Source organism: Kitasatospora sp. NPDC096077, from assembly GCF_040303245.1.
In the GTDB taxonomy this organism is placed as follows: Bacteria; Actinomycetota; Actinomycetes; order Streptomycetales; family Streptomycetaceae; genus Kitasatospora.
Genome location: NZ_JBEOSV010000005.1, coordinates 57,175 through 80,257, shown reverse-complemented (window position 1 = coordinate 80,257; position 23,083 = coordinate 57,175). Strand labels below are relative to the sequence as shown.

18 protein-coding genes are annotated in these 23,083 nt (G+C 75.6%); 9 read left to right on the top strand and 9 right to left on the bottom strand.

What is annotated here, in order from left to right; translation table 11 throughout:
- Positions 1-30 precede the first annotated feature (30 nt).
- Together ABTZ03_RS07275 and ABTZ03_RS07270 are read right to left on the bottom strand one after the other, a co-directional pair.
- Positions 31-3,423 (bottom strand): ATP-dependent helicase, encoded by a 3,393-nt coding sequence (locus ABTZ03_RS07275; protein WP_350511880.1) that lies wholly within the window; start codon positions 3,421-3,423, stop codon positions 31-33.
- Between the two features lie 53 nt (positions 3,424-3,476).
- Positions 3,477-3,854: an MGMT family protein gene (locus ABTZ03_RS07270; RefSeq protein ID WP_400924727.1), complete on the bottom strand. Its 378-nt coding sequence runs from the start codon at positions 3,852-3,854 to the stop codon at positions 3,477-3,479.
- Between the two features lie 134 nt (positions 3,855-3,988).
- Here ABTZ03_RS07270 and ABTZ03_RS07265 point away from each other — a divergent pair, with 134 nt between their 5' ends.
- Positions 3,989-6,766: a flippase-like domain-containing protein gene (locus ABTZ03_RS07265; RefSeq protein ID WP_350511878.1), complete on the top strand. Its 2,778-nt coding sequence runs from the start codon at positions 3,989-3,991 to the stop codon at positions 6,764-6,766.
- A 92-nt stretch (positions 6,767-6,858) separates the two neighbouring features.
- Here the strand turns inward: ABTZ03_RS07265 and moeZ are convergent, their stop codons facing one another.
- The 5 genes from moeZ to ABTZ03_RS07240 all read right to left on the bottom strand — a co-directional run bounded on the left by moeZ (position 6,859) and on the right by ABTZ03_RS07240 (position 13,369).
- Entirely contained in the window at positions 6,859-8,037 is a 1,179-nt protein-coding gene (gene moeZ, locus ABTZ03_RS07260; protein ID WP_350511877.1) for an adenylyltransferase/sulfurtransferase MoeZ, read from the bottom strand.
- A 231-nt stretch (positions 8,038-8,268) separates the two neighbouring features.
- On the bottom strand, positions 8,269-9,276 hold the full coding sequence (locus ABTZ03_RS07255) for an NAD-dependent epimerase/dehydratase family protein (RefSeq protein ID WP_350511876.1): 1,008 nt from the start codon (positions 9,274-9,276) through the stop codon (positions 8,269-8,271).
- A 93-nt stretch (positions 9,277-9,369) separates the two neighbouring features.
- Positions 9,370-10,452, bottom strand: coding sequence for a hypothetical protein (locus tag ABTZ03_RS07250; RefSeq protein ID WP_350511875.1), 1,083 nt, complete (start codon positions 10,450-10,452; stop codon positions 9,370-9,372).
- A complete protein-coding gene (locus tag ABTZ03_RS07245) occupies positions 10,452-12,122 on the bottom strand; it encodes a DUF3492 domain-containing protein (protein ID WP_350511874.1) in 1,671 nt (556 codons plus the stop codon). Before ABTZ03_RS07245 ends, ABTZ03_RS07250 begins: the two co-directional genes overlap by 1 nt.
- A 344-nt stretch (positions 12,123-12,466) precedes the next feature.
- A complete protein-coding gene (locus ABTZ03_RS07240) occupies positions 12,467-13,369 on the bottom strand; it encodes an alpha/beta fold hydrolase (protein WP_350511873.1) in 903 nt (300 codons plus the stop codon).
- A 221-nt stretch (positions 13,370-13,590) separates the two neighbouring features.
- Between ABTZ03_RS07240 and ABTZ03_RS07235 the strand changes: the two genes are divergently transcribed.
- From ABTZ03_RS07235 to ABTZ03_RS07225, 3 genes are all read left to right on the top strand, one after another.
- Positions 13,591-14,250, top strand: a complete 660-nt coding sequence (locus ABTZ03_RS07235; protein ID WP_350511872.1) for a TetR/AcrR family transcriptional regulator — start codon at positions 13,591-13,593, stop codon at positions 14,248-14,250.
- A gap of 134 nt (positions 14,251-14,384) precedes the next feature.
- A complete protein-coding gene (locus ABTZ03_RS07230; protein ID WP_350511870.1) occupies positions 14,385-14,612 on the top strand; it encodes a DUF3107 domain-containing protein in 228 nt (75 codons plus the stop codon).
- A gap of 147 nt (positions 14,613-14,759) precedes the next feature.
- A complete protein-coding gene (locus tag ABTZ03_RS07225) occupies positions 14,760-15,086 on the top strand; it encodes a hypothetical protein (RefSeq protein ID WP_350511869.1) in 327 nt (108 codons plus the stop codon).
- A 36-nt stretch (positions 15,087-15,122) separates the two neighbouring features.
- Here the strand turns inward: ABTZ03_RS07225 and ABTZ03_RS07220 are convergent, their stop codons facing one another.
- Positions 15,123-15,851, bottom strand: a complete 729-nt coding sequence (locus ABTZ03_RS07220) for a ferritin-like fold-containing protein (protein WP_350511868.1) — start codon at positions 15,849-15,851, stop codon at positions 15,123-15,125.
- 697 nt (positions 15,852-16,548) lie between these two features.
- Here ABTZ03_RS07220 and ABTZ03_RS07215 point away from each other — a divergent pair.
- The 5 genes from ABTZ03_RS07215 to ABTZ03_RS07195 all read left to right on the top strand — a co-directional run bounded on the left by ABTZ03_RS07215 (position 16,549) and on the right by ABTZ03_RS07195 (position 22,046).
- Positions 16,549-18,615 carry a DEAD/DEAH box helicase gene (locus ABTZ03_RS07215; RefSeq protein WP_502894402.1) on the top strand — a complete coding sequence of 689 codons (2,067 nt, stop codon included), beginning with the start codon at positions 16,549-16,551 and terminating at the stop codon, positions 18,613-18,615.
- Positions 18,616-18,771: 156 nt separating this feature from the next.
- Entirely contained in the window at positions 18,772-19,650 is an 879-nt protein-coding gene (locus tag ABTZ03_RS07210) for an alpha/beta fold hydrolase (RefSeq protein WP_350511867.1), read from the top strand.
- Positions 19,651-20,022: 372 nt separating this feature from the next.
- Positions 20,023-20,169 carry a DUF8834 family protein gene (locus tag ABTZ03_RS07205; protein ID WP_502894412.1) on the top strand — a complete coding sequence of 49 codons (147 nt, stop codon included), beginning with the start codon at positions 20,023-20,025 and terminating at the stop codon, positions 20,167-20,169.
- A gap of 320 nt (positions 20,170-20,489) precedes the next feature.
- On the top strand, positions 20,490-21,128 hold the full coding sequence (locus tag ABTZ03_RS07200) for a DUF6758 family protein (protein WP_350511866.1): 639 nt from the start codon (positions 20,490-20,492) through the stop codon (positions 21,126-21,128).
- A gap of 57 nt (positions 21,129-21,185) precedes the next feature.
- The gene (locus tag ABTZ03_RS07195; protein WP_350511865.1) at positions 21,186-22,046 is read left to right on the top strand and encodes a PHP domain-containing protein; all 861 of its coding nucleotides are present in this window, start codon (positions 21,186-21,188) and stop codon (positions 22,044-22,046) included.
- A gap of 72 nt (positions 22,047-22,118) precedes the next feature.
- Here the strand turns inward: ABTZ03_RS07195 and ABTZ03_RS07190 are convergent, their stop codons facing one another.
- Positions 22,119-22,760, bottom strand: a complete 642-nt coding sequence (locus ABTZ03_RS07190; protein WP_350511864.1) for a suppressor of fused domain protein — start codon at positions 22,758-22,760, stop codon at positions 22,119-22,121.
- Between the last annotated feature and the right edge of the window lie 323 nt (positions 22,761-23,083).

The window sequence follows — 23,083 nt, the reverse complement described above, 5'->3', positions numbered from 1 at the left end:
TGCAACCGTAACCGGAGCGACGGACAGGCTTCACTCCACGAGCTGCCCCCCGTCACGCTGGGCGGAGCAGCTGCGGCGGAAGGAGCAGCGGTCGCAGCCGCCGCCGGTCTGCGGGACGAAGCGTTCGGCGAGGACCTTGCCGGCCGCGTCGGCGAGCAGGTTCTCGATCCACGGTTCGCCCTCGGGCGGTTCCTGGCGCTGCACCTTGGGGGCGTCCGGGTCGGCCTTGGCGGCGGCCTCGCGCAGGTGGACGAGTTCGGCGCCGCCGGTGGCCGGGGGGTGCTCGGTGAAGCCGGGCAGCTCGTTGAGGGCGCCGGCCCGGACGGCGAGCTGGTAGACGGCGAGCTGCTTGTGCTCGGGCAGCGACTTGTCGGTGGGGATCTGCTTGCCGGTCTTGAAGTCGACCACGTAGGCGCGTCCGGCCCGGTCCTTCTCGACCCGGTCCATCGAGCCGCGGATGCGCACCGAGACGCCGCCGACGTCGAGGGTGACGTCGAAGCCGTGCTCGGTGGCGACCAGGTCGCGGCCGCGTTCCAGGACGTGCCAGTTGAGGAAGCGCTCCAGGGCGGTGCGGGCCTCGGTCTTCTCCTGGTGGGACTTCCAGGGGGCGTCGAAGGCGAGGGCGTCCCAGACGGTGTCCAGGCGGGCCATCAGGACGGCGAGGTCGGCGGGGGTGCGGCCGGAGCCGACCTCGTCGGCGAGGGCGTGCACCACGTTGCCGAAGCCCTGGGCGGCGGTGCCGGGGGCCCGGGCCTTGACCTCCTTGTCCAGGAACCACTGCAGCGAGCAGTTCTCCAGCTGTTCCAGGCCGCTGCCGGACAGCCGGACGGGCGCGTCGGCGCTGCGCAGCGGCTCGGGGGCGGCGGTCGGGTCGTCCAGGCCCCACCAGCGTTCGGGGTGGGCGGCGGGCACCAGCGGCAGCCCGTCCTGGTCGGCGGCGGTGGCCAGGACGGCGAGGCGTTCGGCGGCGGCGCGGCGCAGTTCGGGCGAGCGGGCGGGGTCGACGGTGACGGCGCGCAGTTCGGCGACCAGGGCGGCGACCGACAGCGGGCGGCGCGGGCGGTGGGTGACGTCCTCGACGGTGACCGGCGGGGTGCGGCGCACGACGCGGCCGGTCCTGGGGTCGACGTCCTCGCGGTAGAGCTCGCGCAGGAAGCGGGAGGGTTCGTCGCCGTCGTCGGCGGGCGCCTTGACGGCGGTGACGATCAGCCGTTCCTTGGCGCGGGTGGCGGCGACGTAGAAGAGCCGGCGCTCCTCGCCGAGCAGGGCGGCCGGGGAGAGCGGTTCGGCGAGGCCGTCGCGGCCGATCCGGTCGGCCTCCAGCAGCGAGCCGCGGCGGCGCAGGTCGGGCCAGAGGCCGTCCTGGACGCCGCCGACGACGACCAGGCGCCACTCCAGGCCCTTGGAGCGGTGGGCGGTCATCAGCCGGACGGCCTCAGGGCGGACGGTGCGCACGGTGAGGGTGTCGGCGGCGATGTCCTGGGCTTCGAGTTCGGCGAGCAGGTCGAGGGCGCTGCGGTGGCCGGTGACCTGTTCCTCGGCGCGGGCGGCGGTCTCGAACAGGGCGCACAGCGCGTCCAGGTCGCGGTCGGCGTTGCGGCCGGCGGCGCCGCCGCGCAGGGCGGCCCGCTCCAGGCGTTCGCGCCAGCGGCGGCTGCCGTCCCAGAGCTCCCACAGGGCGTCCTCGGCGGTGCAGCCGCCGGCCAGCAGTTCGCGGACCTTGCGCAGCAGGGTGCCGAGGTCGCGGGCGCGGCGGGCGGTGGCCGGGTCGAGGGCGATCAGGCGTTCGGGTTCGGCGAGGGCTTCGCGGATGAGTTCGCCGGCCGGGCGCGGGGCGGCGGCGGGGCCCGCGGCGGTGCGCAGCGCGGCGCGTTCCTCCTCGCGCAGGGCGCGGCCCAGGCGGCGCAGGTCGGAGCCGTCGAGGCCGCCGAGCGGGCCGGTGAGCAGGGCGTGGGCCAGTTCGACGGTCAGGGGTTCGGCGGGGGGCGGGCCGGCGGCGTCCTGGCCGTCCTGCCCGTCTTGGTCGTCCTGGTCGTCGCGCTTGTCGCGGGCGGCCTGCTCGGCGCAGGCCCGCAGGGCGAGCAGCAGCTGGGCGACGGCGGGTTCCTCGCGCAGCGGCAGGTCGTCGCCGTCGATCTCCAGCGGGACGCCGGCCGCGCCGAGGGCCCGTCGCACGCCGGGGATGGAGCGGGCGCCGGCCCGCACCAGCACGGCCATCTCGCCCCAGGGCACGCCGTCCTCCAGGTGGGCGCGGCGCAGCAGGTCGGCGATCGAGTCGAGTTCGGCGCCGGGGGTGGGGTAGGTGTAGACCTCGGCCCGGCCGCCCTCGCGGGAGGGCAGCAGGGCGCGGTGCTGGGCGAGTTTGTCGGCGGGCAGCCGGCCCATCGGCATCCGGCGGGCGAGTTCCCGGGAGGCGGCGAGCAGGACGGCGCCGGAGCGGCGGGAGACCCGCAGCACCTTGACCTCGGCGGGGGTGCCGTCGGGGTGGCGGAAGGTCTGCGGGAAGTCGAGGATGCCGTTGATGTCGGCGCCGCGGAAGGCGTAGATCGACTGGTCGGGGTCGCCGACGGCGACCAGGTCGCCTCCGCCGCCGGCGAGTTGGCGCAGCAGCCGGACCTGGGAGGGGTCGGTGTCCTGGTACTCGTCGACGTAGACGACGTCGTAGCGCCGGCGCAGTTCGTCGCCGGTGCCGGGGCGTTCGGCGAGCAGGACGGCGCGGTGGACGAGTTCGGCGTAGTCGAGGACGCCGCGCAGGTCGAGCACGTCGAGGTAGTCGGCGAGGAAGTGCGCGGCGGCGGCCCAGTCGGGGCGCTGGACGCCCTGGGCGAAGCGTTCGAGTTCGGCCTCGCCGAGGCCGAGTTCGCGGCTGCGGGCGAGGACGGCGCGGACTTCGTCGGCGAAGCCGCGGGTGGTCAGGCAGGCCCGCAGGTCGAGCGGCCAGGCGATCCGGCCGCGGCCGTCGCGGGCGTCCTCGGCGCCGCCGGCCAGCAGTTCGCGGACCATCACGTCCTGTTCGGGGCCGGAGAGCAGCCGCAGCGGTTCGGCGTAGTCCTCCGGGTCCTGGTGGGCGCGCAGCAGGGCGTAGCAGAAGGAGTGGAAGGTGGTGGCCTGGGGGGCGGCGGCGGAGCTGCCGAGCCGGCCGGACATCCGGTCGCGCAGTTCCATGGCGGCCTTGCGGCTGAAGGTGAGGACGAGGATCCGCTCGGGGTCGGTGCCGTCCTGGATCCGCCGGGCGACGGCCTCGACGAGGGTGGTGGTCTTGCCCGTGCCCGGGCCGGCCAGGACGAGCAGCGGGCCGCCGGTGTGCTCGACCACGGCGCGCTGGTAGGCGTCCAGCGCGGGCGGGTCGGGCTGGACGAGCGGGCTGCGCACGAGCCGGTAGGGGGAACTCACGAACGTCGGTCCTGGGTGGTGCGGGGGCATGGCGGGGGCGGGCCGGTGGGGCCCGCCCGTATCGAGCCTACGATCCTGCCCCGTCATTCCCGTCCGCGTGGCGGTTTCGCCGAAGTCTCCGTCCCGTCCCAGCGGGCCCGCCCGAGGTCGACCCGGGGCGGGTCGGCGAGTTCGCGCAGCGGGGTGCCCTCGTCCCCGTAGTGGGCGAGGGCGCGGTGCTCGTGCCCGGGCAGGAGGCGCCCGTCCGCGCGGATCACCCGCCACCAGGGCACCGAGCCGCCGTACAGGGCCATCACCCGGCCGACCTGCCGGGGGCCGCCCTGGCCGAGGTACTCGGCGACATCACCGTAGGTCATCACCCGGCCGGGTGGAATCCGCTCGGTCAGATCGAGCACCAGTTCGGCGAACGGTGGTAGGGCGTCCGGGACGCCGTCGTCTGTTACGTCCGTCACCTGCGGCATTCTTCCTCACGGGGACGCGTGTGCGGCCCCGTACGAACGACCCGCCGCGCCCGATCCGGCCCCTGTCCAGCACGGGGGGCCGGGGCATGCCACCATCTTCGGGGCGGTGAGTGGTGATACGAGGACAAGACCAGATGACCGGGACGGCTGACGTGGGCGTGGACAGGGACTCCGACGAGTCCGGCTCCGCCGTGCCCCCGGCCGGTTCCGGTGACGGGCCCGAAGGGCGGCCCGTGCCCGGGCCGACGCCGGAAGTCTCCCTGATCAAGGACCCGACGATCAAGACCCCCACGCCGGCACAGGCCGCCGGACCCGCTCCCGTGTCCGGCCCGGAACCGGACGACCTGGAGCCGTCCAACCCGGAGCCGTCCCACCCCGAACCGCCCGCCCCGGTGCCGCCGGCCCCGCGGGCCGAGTACCACGACCCGCTGGAGGACGCCCCCCACCTGGACGTCGACGAGCCGCTGCTCGCCGCCCGCGCGCACCGCCCGTCCGACCTGATCCGCTTCCTGGCCGGGGTCTTCGGGATAGTCGCGGTCTTCGTCCTGGCCGGCATCGCCACCTCGACCACCACCGGCATCGAGCAGGACATCGCCACCAACGCGCCGCACTTCTCCGCGGTGCTGTCCACCATCACCGGCCTGGTCTCCAGCGTCGCGGTGCTCGCCGTGCCGCTGGCCTTCGCCGTCGAGCGGCTGATAAAACGCGACGGCCTGCGGGTCGCCGACGGCGTGCTCGCCTCGGTGCTCGCGTACGGCGTCTCGCTGGGCATCGACTGGTGGGTGGCCGAGGGCGCCTCCGAGCACATCCGGACGGCGCTGACCAGGCTGCCGCTGGACAGCAACGGCAGCCTCACCGACCCGGTGCACGGCTACCTCGCCCCGGTGATCGCCTACATGACGGCCGTCGGCATGTCGAGCAGACCGCGCTGGCGGGTGGCCCTGTGGGTGGTGGTGGTCTTCAGCGGGATCACCGAGCTGCTCGGCGGCTACACCACCCCGCTGTCGCTGCTGCTCACCGTGCTGATCGGCTGGTCCGTCGCCTACGGCACGCTGTACGCGATCGGCTCCCCCAACATCCGGCCCACCGGCCAGCACCTGATGATCGGCCTGCGCAAGGTCGGGTTCACCCCGGACGGCGCCCACCGCGCCCCGGACGCCCCCGGCGGCACCCGCCGCTACTACGTCACCCAGCAGGACGGCCCGCCGCTGGACGTCCACATCATCGACCGCGAGCAGCAGGCCTCCGGCTTCTTCTACCGGGCCTGGCGCCGGCTGCGGCTGCGCTCGGTGGCCGTCCGCCGCAGCCCCCAGTCGCTGCGCCAGGCGCTGGAGCAGGAGGCGCTGATCGCGTACGCGGCGGCCGCCTCGGGCGCCCGCGCGCCGCAGCTGGTGGCCACCTCCGAGCTGGGCCCGGACGCCGCGATCCTGGTGTACGAGAACGTCGAGGGCCGCACCCTGGACGAGCTCGCCGACGAGGAGGTCACCGACCGGGTGATGGCCTCGCTGTGGCAGTCGGTGGCCGCCCTGCACGAGCGCCGGATCGCCCACCGCCGGCTGACCGGCGAGTCGCTGCTGGTGGTGGACGACGGGACCGCCTGCCTGGTCAACCTGTCCGGCGGCGACATCGCCGCCACCGACCTGACCCTGCGCATCGACGTCGCCCAGCTGCTCACCACCTTCGCGCTGCGGATCGGCCCCGAGCGGGCCGTCGCCACCGCCAACGCGGTGCTCGGCGCCGACCGGGTCGCCCAGGCGCTGCCGCTGCTGCAGCCGGTCGGGATGAGCCGCTCCACCCGGGTCGACCTGGCCAAGCTCACCAAGGAGCGCAAGACCGCCGCCCGGGCCAGGGCGCTGGAGCAGGTCGCGGCCGGCGAGCGCACCCAGCAGCAGGCCGAGGAGGACATCGCGGCGGCCGGCGAGGACCTGCTCAGCCGGATCCGCGGCCAGATCCTGCAGATCGCCCCCGAGGCGCCGATGCAGCCCGCCAAGCTGGAACGGCTGAAGCCGAAGAGCCTGATCATGGTGATCGCGCTCACCTTCGCCGCCTACCTGGCGCTGACCACCATCAAGCCGGCCCAGCTCAAGCTCTCCCAGATGAACTGGGCCTGGGCCGCGGCGGCCCTGCTGGCGGCCGCGTTCAGCTACGTCGCCGCCTCGATGAGCCTGACCGGCTTCGTCCCCGAGAAGCTGCCGTTCCGGCGCACGGTGGCCGCCCAGCTGGCCGGCTCCTTCGTCAAGCTGGTCGCCCCCGCCGCGATCGGCGGCATCGCGCTCAACACCCGCTACCTGCAGAAGGCCGGCATCCGCCCCGGCCAGGCGGTCGCCTCGGTCGGCGCCTCCCAGCTCGCGGGCCTGGCCGGGCACCTGCTGCTGCTGTTCAGCTTCGGCCTGATCACCGGCAGCCAGACCAACGGCGACCTCTCCGCCTCCCGGGCGGTGATCATCGGGGTGCTGACCGCCGCGGTGCTCGCCCTGGTGGTGGCCGCGGTCGCGCCGCTGCGCCGCTTCGTGCTGGGCCGGCTGCGCTCGCTGTTCTTCGGCGTGGTGCCGCGCATGCTCGACCTGATGCAGACGCCCAGCAAGCTGGTCACCGGCTTCGGCGGCATCCTGCTGCTGACCCTGTCCTTCACCGCCTGCCTGGACTTCTCGGTGCAGGCCTTCGGCGGCGACATCTCCTTCTCGGCCGTCGCGGTGGTCTTCCTGACCGCCAACGCGGCCGGCTCGGCGATCCCCACCCCGGGCGGCATCGGCCCGGTCGAGGTCGCCCTGATCGGCGCCCTGACCGTCGCGGACGTCTCCCCCGCGGTCGCCACCCCGGCGGTGTTCCTCTACCGGGCGCTCACCTTCTGGCTGCCCGTGGTGCCGGGCTGGATCGCCTACAACGTGCTGCAGCGCAAACAGGCGCTCTGACCCTGCGGAACCCGACCGTACGGAAGGCGACGGCAGGAAACGCCGAGGAGGGGCCCGCCGGATCGGCGGGCCCCTCCTCGGGTGTGCGTGTCCTAGTAGACCGGCTTGTGCGGCTCGATCTGGCTCACCCAGCCGAGCACCCCGCCGCCCAGGTGGACGGCGTTGGCGAAGCCCGCGGCCTTGACCACGGCCAGCACCTCGGCCGAGCGCACGCCCGACTTGCAGTGCAGCACGATCTTCCGGTCCTGCGGCAGCTTCTCCAGGGCGTCGCCCATCAGGAACTCGTTCTTCGGGATCAGCACCGCGCCGGGGATGTTGACGATCTCGTACTCGCCGGGCTCGCGGACGTCGATGAGGTAGATGTCCTCCTCGTCGTCCTGCCACTGCTTGAGCTGCTTCGAGGTGATCGTCGAACCGGCGGCCGCGGCCTGGGCCTCCTCCGACACGACGCCGCAGAAGGCCTCGTAGTCGATCAGCTCGGTGACCGTCGGGTTCTCGCCGCAGACCGCGCAGTCCGGGTCCTTGCGGACCTTCACCTGGCGGTAGTTCATCTCCAGGGCGTCGTAGATCATCAGCCGGCCGACCAGCGGGTCCCCGATGCCGGCCAGCAGCTTGATCGCCTCGTTCACCTGGATCGAGCCGATGGACGCGCAGAGCACGCCCAGCACGCCGCCCTCGGCGCAGGACGGGACCATGCCCGGCGGCGGGGCCTCCGGGTAGAGGCAGCGGTAGCAGGGGCCGTGCTCGGCCCAGAACACGCTGGCCTGGCCGTCGAAGCGGTAGATCGAGCCCCACACGTACGGCTTGCCGAGCAGCACCGCGGCGTCGTTCACCAGGTAGCGGGTGGCGAAGTTGTCGGTGCCGTCCACGATCAGGTCGTAGCCGGCGAAGATCTCCATCACGTTGGAGTTGTCGAGGCGCTCCTCGTGCAGCACCACGTCGACGTACGGGTTGATCTCCTTGACCGAGTCCCGCGCCGACTCCGCCTTGGAACGGCCGATGTCGGCCTGGCCGTGGATGATCTGGCGCTGCAGGTTGGACTCGTCGACCACGTCGAACTCGACGATGCCCAGCGTGCCGACACCGGCCGCCGCCAGGTACATCAGCGCGGGCGAACCCAGGCCGCCGGCACCGACGCACAGCACCTTGGCGTTCTTCAGCCGCTTCTGCCCGGCCATCCCCACGTCCGGGATGATCAGGTGGCGGGAGTACCTGCGGACCTCGTCGACGGTGAGCTCGTCGGCCGGCTCGACCAGGGGTGGCAACGACACGGGGACTCCGATGGGTCTCTGGTTCAGGTGGCCCGGGCCACCCTCGGACGGGGTTGTTGCACCGCCACCGGGGTGGCTCTCTAGGCCAACAGTGTCACGCCCCTCCGGTATTCCGAGACAGCCCGTCCGATGGGCGAGACGGGCCGCGCCGGATGGTGGAACCGCCCGCCGGCCCCCCGCGGGCGCCCCCGGGCCCGGAATCACGGGCCCGGACGCACCCCGCGGCGGAACTCACACCCGGCAGGCCGTCTCCAGCCAGACGTCCCCGAGCGACTCCTCCAGCGGCACCTGTGTCCGCCAGCCGAGACGGTCCCGGGCGGTGCGCACGTCCGCCTGCCGCCACGGCACCGGCTCGCCCGGGGCGGGCCGGCCCTCCGGCCGCCGCTCCTCCACCCGGTGGCCCGGCAGGTACGGCCCGGAGTGGTGGCCGTGGCTCGGCAGGTGGTCGCCGGCCGGGCCGCCGACCTGCGCGGGCAGCAGCACCGGCCGGTTCTCCTCCACGATCGAGCCCTCGAAGCCGGAGGCCCGGACCAGCAGCTGGGCCGCGTCCCGGGCCCGCACCGCGTGCCCGCTGCCGACGTTGATCACCCCGGTGGCGGCCGACACCGCCGCCGCCTGGATCGCCCGGGCGACGTCCCGCACGTCCACGAAATCCCGGTATCCGGACAGGTCCGGCATCCGCACCTGGCTCTCGTCCCGCTCCAGCGCCCGCCGCAGGCCCTCGGCCAGCCGCCCGAACAGCGAGGCGGTCGGCGCCCCCGGCCCCACCACGTCGAACACCCGCAGCACCGCCGCGTCCAGCCCGGAGGCCAGCACCAGCTCCGTCCCGGCCAGCTTGGACACCCCGTACGGGCCGACCGGCCGCGGCTCGGCCTGCTCCGACACCGGCACCCCGCCGGGCACCGGCCCGTACTCGGCGGCCGAGCCGACGTGCACCAGCCGGGCCGGCTCCCGGCTGCGCCGGATCGCCTCGCAGACGGTCGCGACGGCCAGCGTGTTCGACCGGATCAGGGTGCGCGAGCTGCCGTAGGTGGCGCCCGCGCAGTTGATCACCACCTGCGGCGCGACCGCGTCCAGGAAGCGGGCCAGCGCGCCCGGGCTCCCGGTGGTCAGGTCGAAGCGGATGTCGGCCGAGTCGCGCCGGCCGAGCACCGTCACCTGCAACTCCTGGTCCATCAGCAGACGATCGGTCACCCGGCGGCCGATGAAGCCGTCGGCGCCCAGCAGCAGCACCCTCATCGGGGGCGTCCTTCCACGAAGCGAGGTCGGGGACGACCTGGCGGACTGAAATACAGCGGAAACAGCGAACGAGATCCGAGGTCCGGGAGCGGCTCAGCGGTGCGAGCCGGCCCGGCCGAGCACGGCCCAGCCGTGCGCCAGCAGCACCGCCGCGACCGCGCCGCCGCCCAGCAGGACGGCCGACGGCCAGGGACGGCCCAGCGCCAGCGGCACCGCCGCCGCGACCGGTCCGGCCACCGCGCCCAGCGCGGCCGCCCTCTCCCGGCCGCAGCGCGCCAGCAGCGCGGGCAGCACCAGCAGCAGGCCCAGCACGCCCTGCGCCGCCCACGCGGCGGTGCCGGCCCGCTCGGCGGCCAGGTGCAGCAGGCCGCCGCCGTGGCCCGGCCCGGGGCGCGGCGCGACCACCGCGAGGACGGCCAGCGCGGCGTAGGTCAGCACCGCGAGCACCGCCAGGTGCAGCGCCACCGCCACCGGCAGCACCGGCCGCATCCGGGCCCGGAACTCGGCCAGCGTGCGGGCCGCCCCGAGGTGCCCCCGGCCGACCTGCCGGTACCAGCGGGCCGCCCGCTCCGCCGAGCCCGCCGACACCGCGGCGGCCAGCACCAGCGCGGCGGCCAGCGGCCGGTCCCGGCCCGGCGCCGCCAGCGGGAGCAGCAGCAGCGCGGCCAGGCCCAGCCCGTGCCCGAGCGCCGCGGGGCGCAGCCGGGAGCCGGACGGACGGGGCGGGGTGCGGGCCGGGCCGAGCTCCGTCGGGCAGGCCGGGCCGCACGGCGGCGGTCCGGGCTCGGCCGGGGCCCCGCCGGTCAGCGCGGGCAGCAGCACCAGCGGTACGGCCGCGATCGGCAGCACGGCCGGGCGGGTGCCGAACGCCACCACGGCGGCGCAGGGCAGCACGGCGAGCGCGGCGGCGGTCAGCGCCGCCCGGGCGGCGGCCGCGCAGCGCCGGGGTCCGGGCGGTTCGGGCACGGGCGGGCGGCGGGGCACCCGGGCGTACAGCTCCTCGGCCAGCGAGAACAGGTCGGCGTGCCGGCAGCGCGCGGCGGTGTCCGGGCCGAGCCCGGCCTCCTCCAGCCCGGCGGCGATCTCCAGCGGATCGACGGCGCGCTCGCACAGCTCCCGGTGCTCGGCCATCAGCTCGCGCACCGGGTCGGCGCTGACCCCCACCGGGCCGGACATCAGACGGCCTCCGCGAGGGCCGGGCCGGCGGCGGCCGCGGCGGCGTCGGGGTGCCCGGGGCGGTCCGGGCGGTCCCGGTCCTCCCGGGCGCCGCGCGGCCGCTCGCCGAGCCAGTACTCGGCGGGGCGGGCGAAGGGCCGCGGCGCCGGCCCGCCCGGGTCGGCGGCGCCGCCCCCGGGGTAGGCGGGGTACTGCGAGACCAGTTCCAGGTAGATCTCCCGGAAGGCGGCGATCACCGGCTCGACGGCGAAGCGTTCCTGCGCCCGCAGCCGCCCCGCCAGGCCGAGCCGGGAGCGCCGCTCCTCGTCGCGCAGCAGCGCCAGGCAGGCCCCGGCCAGGGCGCGCGGGTCGCGGGCGGGCACCAGCAGCCCGGTCGGGCCGAGCACCTCGCGGGCCACCCCGACGTCGGTGGAGACCACCGCCCGGCCGCTGAGCATGGCGTCGGCGAGCAGCCGGGGGCTGCGCTGGGAGAGCGCCGAGAACACCACCACCGTGCCGCCCTGCCAGAGTTCGGCGAGCGTGCCGGGGGCGGGCCGGCCGGCGAAGTCCACCGCGGCGGCGATCCCCAGCCGTTCGGCGACCGCGGCGCAGTGCGCCCGGTGGCCGGGGGCGGCCTCCGCACCGTGCACCACCAGCCGGGCCCGGGGCAGTTCGGCCCGGACCCGGGCGAAGGCGTGCAGCATCAGTTCGGGGTCGCGGCCCGGCTCCAGCGCGCCCGCCCAGACCAGGGTCGGCCGCCCCGGCTCCGGCCCGGCCGCCGGGCTGTCCACCGCCGGGGTGCCCTCGTACACCACCCGGGTGCGCGCCGGGTCGGCCCCGCAGCGGCGCTGCCACTGCTGGTCGTGGGCGCTGCCCGGGGTCAGTACCGCGGCCTGCCGGTAGGTCTCCTCGGTGAGTGCCCGGAAGAAGGACAGCAGCAGCGCCCGCGCCGGCGTGGGGGTCCCCCCGAGGTCCGGCGCCCCGTGGGCCGCCCGCCCGCCTCCGGGCGCCAGGGGCGGGCGGCCGACGGACTGCTCGCGCAGGTGCGGGCCGTGCTCGGTGACCACGAACGGCACCCCGTGCAGCTGCCGGGCGACCAGGGCGGGCAGCGCGGCGGGGCCGCCGCCGACCACGTGGCACAGGTCGGCGCCGCCCAGGCCGCCGGGGCCGGTGCCGTACCAGGGTGCGGACAGCGGGCGCAGGCACTGCTCCAGCAGGTCGGCGGCGACCAGGACGTCGCGGACCAGCGGCCGGCCGGCCGGGGTGTCCGCGCCGGGCAGCCGCCAGGTCCGTTCCAGCACCCGGCGGGCGTGGGCGGAGGCGAGGAAGGCCGACAGCGTGCCGGCGTCCTCCCTGGCCGACGCCGCCAGCCGGTACAGTCCGGCGCCGAAACCGGCCCGCTCGCCCGGCAGCACCAGCGCCCGCAGCAGGTCCTCGTACGCCTGGGCGTACTGGCGTCTGCGCAGCGCCCCGGGGGCCCGGCCGCGCGGCCGGCCTCCCCACAGGACCAGGTCGTGGGCGCCGTGCCAGGCGGGCGAGAGCCGGGCGACGGCGCCGAGCCCGTCCGGGCCGGTGAGCAGGTACAGCTCGAACCCGTGCTCCGGCAGGCCCTCGGCCAGCCGGTCGCACCAGGCTCCGGCGCCACGTTCGGGATGCGGTCGGGCACCCTCGGTGAGCAGGGCGACGCGCACGGGAGACCTCCTTCTGCCTCGGAACGGGCACGGTGACGGCGGCCTCGGCCGGGGCCGGCCGTCCCCCCGCACCCCTTGGACGCCCCCGGGCAGGGGCCGTCGGGAGCCGCGGGGCCGTACGCCGGGACGCTTGCTCGGGCCGTGCGCCGTGTGCTCCGGCGCCGGCGGCCCTCCCCCACACCTGTTCGGTCCGGCAGCAGAAAGGTAGGACCGGCCCGGGGCGATCCATCGGTCACATGCCTGGCTGCCACCTGAACGAGTGAACCGCCGTGACCTCGCCCCGAACCGGGCCGTTAGCGGGCGCTATACGCGCTCCGCCCGCACGCTCCGCCCGCGCGTGACGGTCAGCCGGCGGTGTCCGCGATCAGCTCGCGCACGGCCCGGGCGACCTCGTCGGGGTGCTCCATCATCGCGACGTGCCCGGACTCCGGCAGCACCAGCAGCCGGGCGTCCGCGAAGGCCGCGAAGGCCCGGCGGGCGGAGCGGTAGGAGACCAGCCGGTCGCGCCGTCCGTACACCAGCAGCACCGGCGCCGCCACCTGCTCGGCCTGCCGCCACAGCGCCTGGTCGCCGCGCTCGGTGTACGCGGAGACGATGCCGCGGGCCGAGCCGACCAGTGCCGGCAGCGCGTGCGGCAGGTCCAGCCGGCTCCGGTACTCGGCCACCGCCTCGGCCCGGGCGGCCGGGCTCAGGGCGGCCGGGTCGCCGTAGACCAGCCGCAGCAGGTCGTCGGTGGCGGCCTCGGCGTCCCGCCGGCCGGCCGACAGCCGGCTCAGCAGCGCGGGCAGGCCGGGCAGGGCGAGCAGGCCGGTGGGCCAGGCGGAACGCTGCGGGGGCAGTTCGGGCAGGGCGGGCGAGACCAGGGTGAGGCTGCGGACCAGGTCGGGGCGCAGCGCCGCGAGCCGGACGGCGACGGCGCCGCCGAGCGAGTTGCCGAAGAGGTGGACGGGGCCGCGGTCGGAGGCCTCCAGGTAGCCGATGACGGCGCGGACGTGGCCGGAGAGGCTGAGGTTGCCGTCGGTGGGCGGGCCGGAGCGGCCGAAGCCGGGCAGGTCCAGGGCCTCGCCGTCGACCAGGCCGGAGAGCCGGTCCATCAGGGCCGTCCAGTTGGCGGCCGAGCCGCCCAGGCCGTGCACGAAGAGCCCGGGCTCGCGCCCGTCGGGGGCCGCTCCGGCGGTGGGCCGGTGCACCGCGAGCACCGCGCCGGGAACCTCGACCGTACGTACCTGCTGCTCAGCGCTGCTCATGGTGGACGATGGTAGTGAGCCCCGGTGGGGGCCGGCGGGGGTGGTCCGGCCGTCCCGTCTCCTCGGTCTCGGCACTGCCGAGGCCGAGGTCAGCGCCGTATTGTGGGCTCCTGACAACGGTCCGAGCAGCTTTTCTCGCCTTCGCCTGGGGCGCACGCGGTTACCGAAAAGTAGAATCGGCCCTCTTGCCAGCCCCGAACAACCCCGAAGTGAGGAGCGCCGTGACGGCCATCCAGGAGGCGCAGGAGCGCCCGCGCGGTGCCCGCCTGCCGCGAAGCGCCCGCCGTGAACAACTGCTCGGTGCCGCCCAGGAGGTGTTCGTCGCGCAGGGTTACCACGCGGCCGCCATGGACGACATCGCCGATCGTGCCGGGGTGAGCAAGCCGGTGCTCTACCAGCACTTCCCCGGGAAGCTGGACCTCTACCTGGCGCTGCTGGACAAGCACTGCGACGCCCTGGTCGAGTCGACCCGCGAGGCACTGGGCACCACCACCGACAACAAGCTGCGGGTGGCCGCGACGATGGAGGCGTACTTCAACTACGTCTCCAGCGAGTCCGGTGCCTTCCGGCTGGTCTTCGAGTCGGACCTGACCAACGAGCCCGCCGTGCGCGAGCGGGTGGAACGGGCCTCCGAGGCGAGCGCGACGCTGGTCAGCAAGGTCATCCAGGAGGACACCGACCTGCCGGAGGCGGAGTCCAAGCTGCTGGCCGCCGGGGTCTGCGGGCTGGCCCAGATCACCGCCCGGTACTGGCTGTCGCAGGGCTTGGAGATCCCGCGCGACGAGGCGGTGCGGCTGGTCGCCAGCCTGGCCTGGCGGGGCCTGAAGGGCTTCCCGATGCACCCGTCCGACCTCGCGCCGGAGGGTTCCGCTCAGCGCTGACGATCCGCTGACCATCGCCTGGGCGGTGATCGGGTGCTCTATGGTGAAGTCGTACGGCGCGGTCGCCGCGGTCGCTTGTCCCAGGCGGTCCGGTTCCCGCGCGTGGAGGCTGCAAACCCGGAGGGACGGAAGCCGTGGAGGTCAAGATCGGCGTGCAGAACGCGCCGCGCGAGATCGTGATCGAGAGCTCGCAGACTGCCGATGAGGTCGAGAGCGCGATCGCGAAGGCGCTGGAGGGCCCCACCAAGCTCTTCACGCTCACCGACGAGCACGGCCGTCGCATCATCGTCCCGGCCGAGCGCCTGGCGTACGTGGAGATCGGCGAGCAGGCCGCCCGCAAGGTCGGTTTCGGCACTCTCTGAGGCGCCGCCCGAACCGGGTGTCCGGTGCCCCGTTCCCTCCGGGAGCGGGGCACCGTCGTATGTGGAGGTCGTGTGTGGGGCCGGGCCGGCCGGGGTAGGGCGACAGGGACGGCGCCGGTGCCGTACGCCCGCCCCCGGGAGGCCGCCTTGCTGGTCGAATCCATCGTCTTCGCCCTGGTCGGCCTGACCGCGGCCGCGGCCGCGCTGTTCGGTCTGCCCTCGTACTTCCGGGCGTCCCGCCCGACGGTGGCGGGGACGGCGCTGGCCGCCGCGCTGCTCGGCGGGGCGGTCGCGCACTTCTGCCTGGCCGGGCGCTACCCGGTGATCGCGGTGGCCTGCTCGGCGCTGGCCGCGGGGGTGATCACCTCGCTGCTGGCCCGGCCGGACCTCGCCGCCGGGCGGGCCCCGGCGCACCGGCACCACCCGCACCGGGCCGGCGCCCACCGCGCGCCGCGGCGGCACCGGCCGGCCTGAGGGGTCCTGGCCGGGCAGGCCCCGGCCGGGCAGGAACTAGCTGGCCAGGCCGAGGGCGGCCATCCGCCTGGTGTGCGCCTCGGTGATCCGGTTGAACATCTTGCCGACCTCGACCAGGTCGAAGCCCTGCACCTGGACGCCGCCGACCAGCAGGTTGGACAGCGCGTCCCGCTCGGCGACGACCCGCTGGGCCTGGCTGAGCGCCTCGCCCATCAGCCGCCGGCCCCACAGGGCGAGGCGGCCGCCGGCCCGCGGGTCGGCCTCGATGGCCTGGCGGACCTTGTCGACGGCGAACTGGCCGTGGCCGGTGTCGGACATGACGCCGAGGACCAGCTCGCGGGTGTCGTCGTCCAGCCGGACGGCCACCTCGCGGTAGAAGTCGGTCGCGATGGCGTCGCCGACGTAGGCCTTGACCAGGCCCTCCAGCCAGTCCGAGGGCGCCGTCATCCGGTGGAACAGCTCCAGCGGCTCGACGAAGGGGCGCATCGCCTCCTGCGGGTCGGCACCGATCTCGGCGAGCCGGTCGTGCAGCCGCTGGTAGTGCTGGAACTCGGCGGAGGCCATCCGGGCCAGGGCCGCCTTGTCGGCCAGGTCGGGCGCCAGCTTGGCGTCCTCGGCGAGCCGCTCGAAGGCGCTCAGCTCGCCGTACGCGAGTGCGCCGAGCAGGTCCAGCACCGCGGCGCGGTAGCCCGGCTCGGCCGAGCACGTGGCCCAGTCGCCGATCGAGCCGCCCGTGCCGTCCTGCGTCTCACCATGGGTCTCCATGACCCGTCACCTTAGTCCCGACCGGCCCGCTCCCCCACCACCCGGCGCCCCCGGTGACCTGCCGGATCGGCCCGGGACGGGCCGGTGCCCGGGGGCAATGTCAGACGCGTCACGTGTTCGAGTCGTCGCCTGACTGTATGGTGGTACGGAGCCCCGTCGTGCTCGCACGGTGCCACCGCCGTCTCGGTGGCCCGCACGAGTCCGCTCCTTAGCGGCACCGTCCCCTCGGACGTGTCCGCACCGGAGCCAGGGGTACTCACGTACGCGGATGCCCGGTCGGAGAGCCGATCGGCTCCGACCATGGCTTGGACCCCAAGCCTTGGCACCGCATCAGTGGCCGAGCGAGGGCCGCCGAGACCACGCCCACCTGGCGGAGGTCCCGCGCAGGTCCCTCACGGGAACTCTCCCCGACGCCGCCGGCGACGCGCCCCGCATCGGGCCGCGCGCACCGGCCGGCCGCAGGGACCGGCGCGGTTGTGCGTCCGCGCAGCTGTCATCAGGGCCGTCCAGGCCCGCACACAGCCGCGCGGCTGCCCGCCCGCCGCTCGCTCTCGGCCCCTCCGAAAACGGAAGAGGCAGCACCCTGTCCACCACCGCTGAACCCATCAAGACGACGTTCCGGGACCTCGGGATCCTCCCGGAGACCGCCGAGGCCCTGGAGGCCGTCGGCATCGTCCACCCCTTCCCCATCCAGGAGATGACCCTCCCGGTCGCGCTGACCGGCCACGACGTCATCGGCCAGGCCAAGACCGGCACCGGCAAGACCCTCGGCTTCGGCCTGCCGCTGATCGAGCGGGCCGTCGTGCGCGCCGACGTGGACGCCGGCCGGGCCACCGAGGAGCAGCTCTCCGACTTCCCGCAGGCGCTGATCGTCGTCCCGACCCGCGAGCTCTGCACCCAGGTCACCAACGACCTGCAGACCGCCGGCAAGGTCCGCAACGTCCGCGTGCTCGCGGTCTACGGCGGCCGGGCGTACGAGCCGCAGGTCGAGGCGCTCAACAAGGGCGTCGACATCGTCGTCGGCACCCCGGGCCGACTGCTGGACCTGGCCGGCCAGAAGAAGCTGAACCTCTCCAAGGTCCGCGCGCTGGTCCTGGACGAGGCCGACGAGATGCTCGACCTGGGCTTCCTGCCCGACGTCGAGAAGATCATCACCATGCTGCCGGCCAAGCGGCAGACCCTGCTGTTCTCGGCCACCATGCCGGGCCAGGTCATCAGCCTCGCCCGCCGGTACATGAGCCAGCCGACCCACATCCGGGCCACCGCCCCGGACGACACCGGCACGACCGTGGCCAACACCGAGCAGCACATCTTCCGTGCCCACTCGCTGGACAAGGTCGAGATGGTCTCCCGCATCCTGCAGGCCGACGGCCGCGGGCTGGCGATGATCTTCTGCCGCACCAAGCGCACCGCCGCCGACGTCTCCGACCAGCTGACCCAGCGCGGCTTCGCGGCCGGCGCCGTCCACGGCGACCTCGGCCAGGGCGCCCGCGAGCAGGCGCTGCGCGCCTTCCGCAACGGCAAGGTCGACGTGCTGGTCTGCACCGACGTGGCCGCCCGCGGCATCGACGTCGAGGGCGTCACCCACGTCATCAACTACCAGTGCCCCGAGGACGAGAAGACCTACCTCCACCGGATCGGCCGTACCGGCCGGGCCGGCGCCTCCGGCACCGCCGTCACCCTGGTCGACTGGGACGACATCCCGCGCTGGCAGCTGATCAACAAGGCGCTGGAGCTGTCGTTCAACGACCCGGAGGAGACCTACTCCACCTCGGCGCACCTGTACGAGCTGCTGAAGATCGCCCCGGGCACCAAGGGCGTGCTGCCGCGCTCCGAGCGCACCCGGGCCGGGCTCGGCGCCGAGGAGATCGAGGACCTCGGCGAGACCGGCGGGCGGGGCTCGCGCTCCGGTCGCGGCCGCGGCGGGAACGCCGGCGCCGGCAGCAGCGGCAACGGCAGCGCCGGTGGGCGGAACGGCTCGGGCCGGGCCGCCGCCGTCGAGACCCCGGCCGAGGAGAAGCCGCGCCGCACCCGTGAGCGCCGTCGCACCCGCCGTGGTGCCTCGCTCGGCGAGGGCGAGGCCGCTGCGGTCGCCGCCGCTCCGGTGACCGAGGCGGCTCCGGCCGTCGAGGGCACCGAGGGCGAGGCCGCGCCGCGCCGTCGTCGCCGCCGCTCGCGCGGGGGTGCCGGGGCCGGCGAGACCGCCGCGGTGGAGACCACCGTGGCGGCGGCCGAGGTCGTCGCCGAGGCCGCCGCGGTGGTCGAGGCCGCCGTGGTCGCGGTCGTCGCCGAGCCGGTGGCCGAGGAGAAGCCGCGTCGGACCCGGACCCGCAAGCCCAAGGCTGAGGCGGCGGAGGCCGTCGAGGCCGCCGCGGTGATCGAGGCCCCGGCCGAGGTTCCGGTCGAGGCTCCGGTGGAGAAGAAGCCGGCCCGCACCCGGACCCGCAAGCCCAAGGCTGAGGCGGTCGAGGCCGCTGCGGTGATCGAGACCCCGGTCGAGGCTCCGGCCGAGAAGAAGCCGACCCGCACCCGGACCCGCAAGCCCAAGGCGGAGGCGGAGGCGGCGGAGGCCGTCGAGGCCGCCGCGGTGACCGAGGCCCCGGCCGAGAAGAAGCCGGCCCGGACCCGCAAGCCCAAGGCCGTCGCCGAGACCGCCCCGGAGGCCCCGGCCGCCGAGGCGTCTGCCGAGGAGGCGCCGGCCCCGCGCAAGCGGACCCGCACCCGCAAGGCCGCGGCCACCCCGGAGACCACTCCGGAGGGCTGACCCGGCCCGCCCCGAGGGGGCGGACGGACCGCACCGGTCCGTCCGCCCCCTCGGGCGTTCCCGACCCGGCGCCGATCGGGCGTCCGGGCTGGTGGGGCGGGGTGCCGGGGACGGCATAGGCTGGGGCGTTCGCCAGTCGCGGGAGGGAATCCGTCCATGAGCACTCCGCCGTTCCTGACCCTGCCCGGCTGTGCCCGCGCCGAGCGGGTGGTGACCGCGCGCGGGGAGTTCGCGGCGCTGCGGGCGGAACCGGCCGGGCCGGTGCGCGGGTCGGCGCTGCTGGTGCCGGGGTTCACGGGCAGCAAGGAGGACTTCATCGCGCTGCTCGGACCGCTCGCGGCCGCCGGGTACCGGGTGACGGCCGTGGACCAGCGGGGCCAGTACGAGACCGGCGGGCCGGACGACGAGGCGGCGTACGCCGTCGACGCGCTGGGCGCGGACGTCCGGGCCCTGACCGGGGTGCTGGCCGCGGAGGGCGGGCCGGTGCACCTGCTGGGGCACTCCTTCGGCGGCCAGGTGGTCCGGGAGGCGGTCCTCGCGGCCGCCGCCGAGGGCCCGCTGCCGTGGCGTTCGCTGACCCTGATGGCCACCGGGCCGGGGGCGATCGATCCGGCCGAGGCGGCCCGGACCGGGCTGCTGCTGGACGCCCTGTCGGTGCTGGACCTGGAGGAGATCTGGCAGGTGATGCGGCAGCTGGACGCGGACAGCGGGAAGCCGCAGCCCGTCCTGGCGCCGGGCGTCGCCGAGTTCCTGCACCGCCGCTGGGTGGCGAACGTGCCGCGGTCGCTGGCCGTGACCGGCGGGCACCTGATGGCCGCGCCGGACCGGGTGGCCGAGCTGGCCGCCGTGACCGCCGGGGTGCTGCCGGTGCTGGTGCTGTCCGGGGAGCAGGACTACGCCTGGCCGGTGCCGGAGCAGACCGGGATGGCGGAGCGGCTGGCCGCCCGCCGGGTGGTCGTCGAGGGCGCGGGCCACTCCCCCAACGCCGAGCGGCCGGCCGCCACGGCCGCGGCGCTGGCCGCCTTCTGGGCCTGATCCTCCCGGAGTGGTCTGAACCACTTCCGTACGTTCGACCGCGTTCGCACAGGACAAAAGTCGTTAGTTACGGTAATCTTTGATTCTGTCCGGGAATCATCGCCGGCCCTCACGAAGGCGCCAATCAGTCGAAACCCGGACGTTACGGGCGGGCAACGGCCCAGTAGCACCGCCACGGCACCGTGGTTGCACGAGGCATTGGACGCACCAGGCAAGCAGGGGGAGCCCTTGCCGCAGCAGACCGCCGCACGTACGACGCGCCCGATCCGGCCGCAGCGCCGGATCCGCAGGACCCCGGAAGGGCTGATACCGACTCAGCCGCAATCGCCCCGCCCGGCGGGGCCAGGAAAGGAGACGCCCATGACCAAGCCCATGCGCTTCGAGATCCTCCGACTGGACGACACCAACGGCACCGCGACCGACCGCGTGATCGCCGACGCCGAGACCGTCCGCGAGCTCGTCCAGGACGCCGCCCGCACCGGCGAGCGCCTGCTCATCCGCCCGTGCCCGACCGTCTGATCCGGCGCGGCGCCTCCGACCGGGAGGCCCCACCCGCCGCCGACGAGCCGGGAGCGTCCGATCCGGACGTACCGATACCCGACTGACGCCCCGTCACCGCGATCGCCGATGACGGGGCGTCAGTGTGTCCGGCCCCGATCCGCGCCCCGGCCCCGGCGGACGTTTGCCGCCGCCCGCCACGGGACATCCCCCAACGGGAACCGCCCGCGCCGCACCCCACCCGCGCCGGCCGAACGTCCAGCACCGACAGGTGCCGCCGAGCCGTCCGTACGGGTGATCGTCCTTGACGCGGCGGTCCGGAGGGAGGAGCGTTGTCGGCTATGAGGGGCGAGCCAAGCTGCCCGAGGTGCGCCGGTCGGGTCCGCGCCCCCGGTCTTTTTTCGGACACCTGGCAGTGCGACCGGCACGGAGCAGTGCACCCGATGCAGCCCGTGCTGCCCCCGAGCGTGGAAGCCCTGGGCGTCGCCGTCGCCCGCTCGCAGGTCCCCGTCTGGCTGCCCTGGCCGCTCCCGGTCGGCTGGCTCTACACCGGCATCGCCCACGTCGGCGACGACGTCTCGGGCGCCCGGGCCACCGCCGTCGCCTGCTCCGGCCCCGCCCCGCTCGGCGGCTTCGGCGAACTGGTGCTGGTCGCCGAGGAGCTGGGCGTCGGCCTCGGCGCCCGCTACGCCGGGCTGCCCGGCCCCGACCCGGGCGACTCCGTCGGCCTGTACAAGCCCGCCGACGCCAAGCTGATGGCCGCCGGGCGGCCCACCCCGATGTTCCACGTCCCGGACGCCCCGCCCGACCGCGCGGTGTTCGTCGGCGAGGCCCGCGGGCTCTGGCTGTGGGCGATCGCCTGGCCCGAGCAGTCCGCCCTGGTGATGTACGACGAACTGGTGCTCACCGACCTGCGCGAGGCCGGCGCCGAACTGGACCTGCTGCCCTGCGGCGCCCTCTCCCCCCGACTGCTGGGCTGACCGACCCCCGAACGGCCTATCCTGGGCGGCACCCACGAGCACTCAGGAGTCCGCCCCGTGCGCATCGACCTGCACGCCCACAGCAACGCCTCCGACGGCACCGACAGCCCGGCCGAGCTGGTCGCGGCGGCGGTCGCGGCCGGCCTGGACGTGGTCGCGCTCACCGACCACGACACCGTGGCCGGCCACGACGAGGCGGCGCGGGCGGTACGGGCGCTGCCGGACGGCGCCCGGCTGGCCCTCGTCCCGGGGGCCGAACTGTCCTGCGCGGTGGAGGGCGTCAGCCTGCACCTGCTGGCGTACCTGTTCGACCCGGCCGAGCCGGAGTTCGCGGCCGAACGGGAGCTGGTGCGCACCGACCGGTTCCGGCGCGGGCGCGCGGTCGTGGAGCACTGCCGGGAGCTCGGGGCGGACATCAGCTGGGAGCAGGTGCAGCGGATCGCCGGGGACGGCTCGGTCGGCCGGCCGCACATCGCCAGCGCGCTGGTCGAGGCGGGCGTGGTGGCCACCGTGTCGGACGCCTTCACCGCGGACTGGCTGGCCAACGGCGGCCGGGCGGACGTCCGCAAGCACGAGACCGACCCGGTGCGGGCGGTCCGGCTGGTCCGGGCGGCCGGCGGGGTGCCGGTGTTCGCCCACCCCGGCGCGGTCAAGCGCGGCCGGACGGTCTCGGACCAGGTGATCGCCGACCTCGCGGCGGCCGGGCTGGCCGCGCTGGAGGTCGACCACACCGACCACGACGAGGAGGCCAGGCGGCGGCTGCGCGGACTGGCCGGCGACCTCGGCCTGCTGGTCACCGGCTCCAGCGACTACCACGGCAGCCGCAAGACCGTCCGGCTCGGCGAGCACACCACCGACCCCGAGGTGTACGAGGCGCTGCTGGCCCAGGCCACCGGGGCGAAGCCGATCGAGCGCTGACGGCGGGTCGCGCCGCGCACCGGAGTGCGACGGGGGCGCGGGCGCGGGCCGTACGCCCCGGCCGCGCTCCGGTCAGTCGAGCGTGACGCCGCGCCGCTGCGGGTCGCGCAGGTCGGTGCCGTGGTTCAGCCAGCGCTCCTGGAGCGCGACCGCGCCGTGCACCCGCTTCCAGCCCGCCTCGTTGGGCGTCATCGGCAGCAGCGGCAGGAAGCGCACCGGCTCGGCGGGCTCGGCCAGTTCGAGGTCCTCGACCAGGCCGCCCGGCTCGGCGGCCAGCACCGAGGTGAAGGGGGCGCCGTCCCAGAGCGGGGCGCCGAGGTCCAGCGAGCCGCCCGGGGCCACCACCAGGCCCTCGACCTGCGGGGTCGCGGCGAAGGTGGCGAGGCTGCGCAGCACGCCGTCGCGCCCGCCGCGCACCGTCAGCACCAGTTCGGCGCGCGGTCCGCGCAGCTGGTCGGCGACCGGCGAGGTCGGGTCGGCCATCGGGGCGGCGGACATCCCGAGCGTCGCGTAGCGGACCAGGTCCTCGGTGTCCGGGCCGAAGCGCAGCACCTCGATCCGGTCGGTGCCGAGGAAGGTGACGGCGGCGCGGCCGCTCGGCTCGCCGAAGGTGGAGATCAGCCGGGCCTCGACGGCGGCCAGCACCGCCGCCCGGGTGAGTTCCGGGGAGCTGCCGCCGTGGGGGTCGCCGAAGGACGGGAAGTCGTGCGCCATGCCGGTGAGCGTAACCCCGGGCGGGCGGCGGGTCCGCGCGGGGGCGTGCCGAGCGCCGGACGGGGGCGCGACGAGCGCGGGCGGCGGGTCCGCGCGGGGGCGCGACGAGGGCGTGCCGGAGGCCGGACGGGCGCGTGACGAGGGCTTACCGGCAACGGGCCGGGAAAGCCCGGGACACCGATGCCCGGTCAGATGTTAGGGTGAGCGACTGGCCACCGGGATCGTTCGTCCCGGGGCGGCGGCGCGAAGGAGGTGGTTGCGGTGGATACCGGCCGACCATGCAGTACCGGCAGCTCTGCCCGGCCCCGAACGCCCCGCACCCC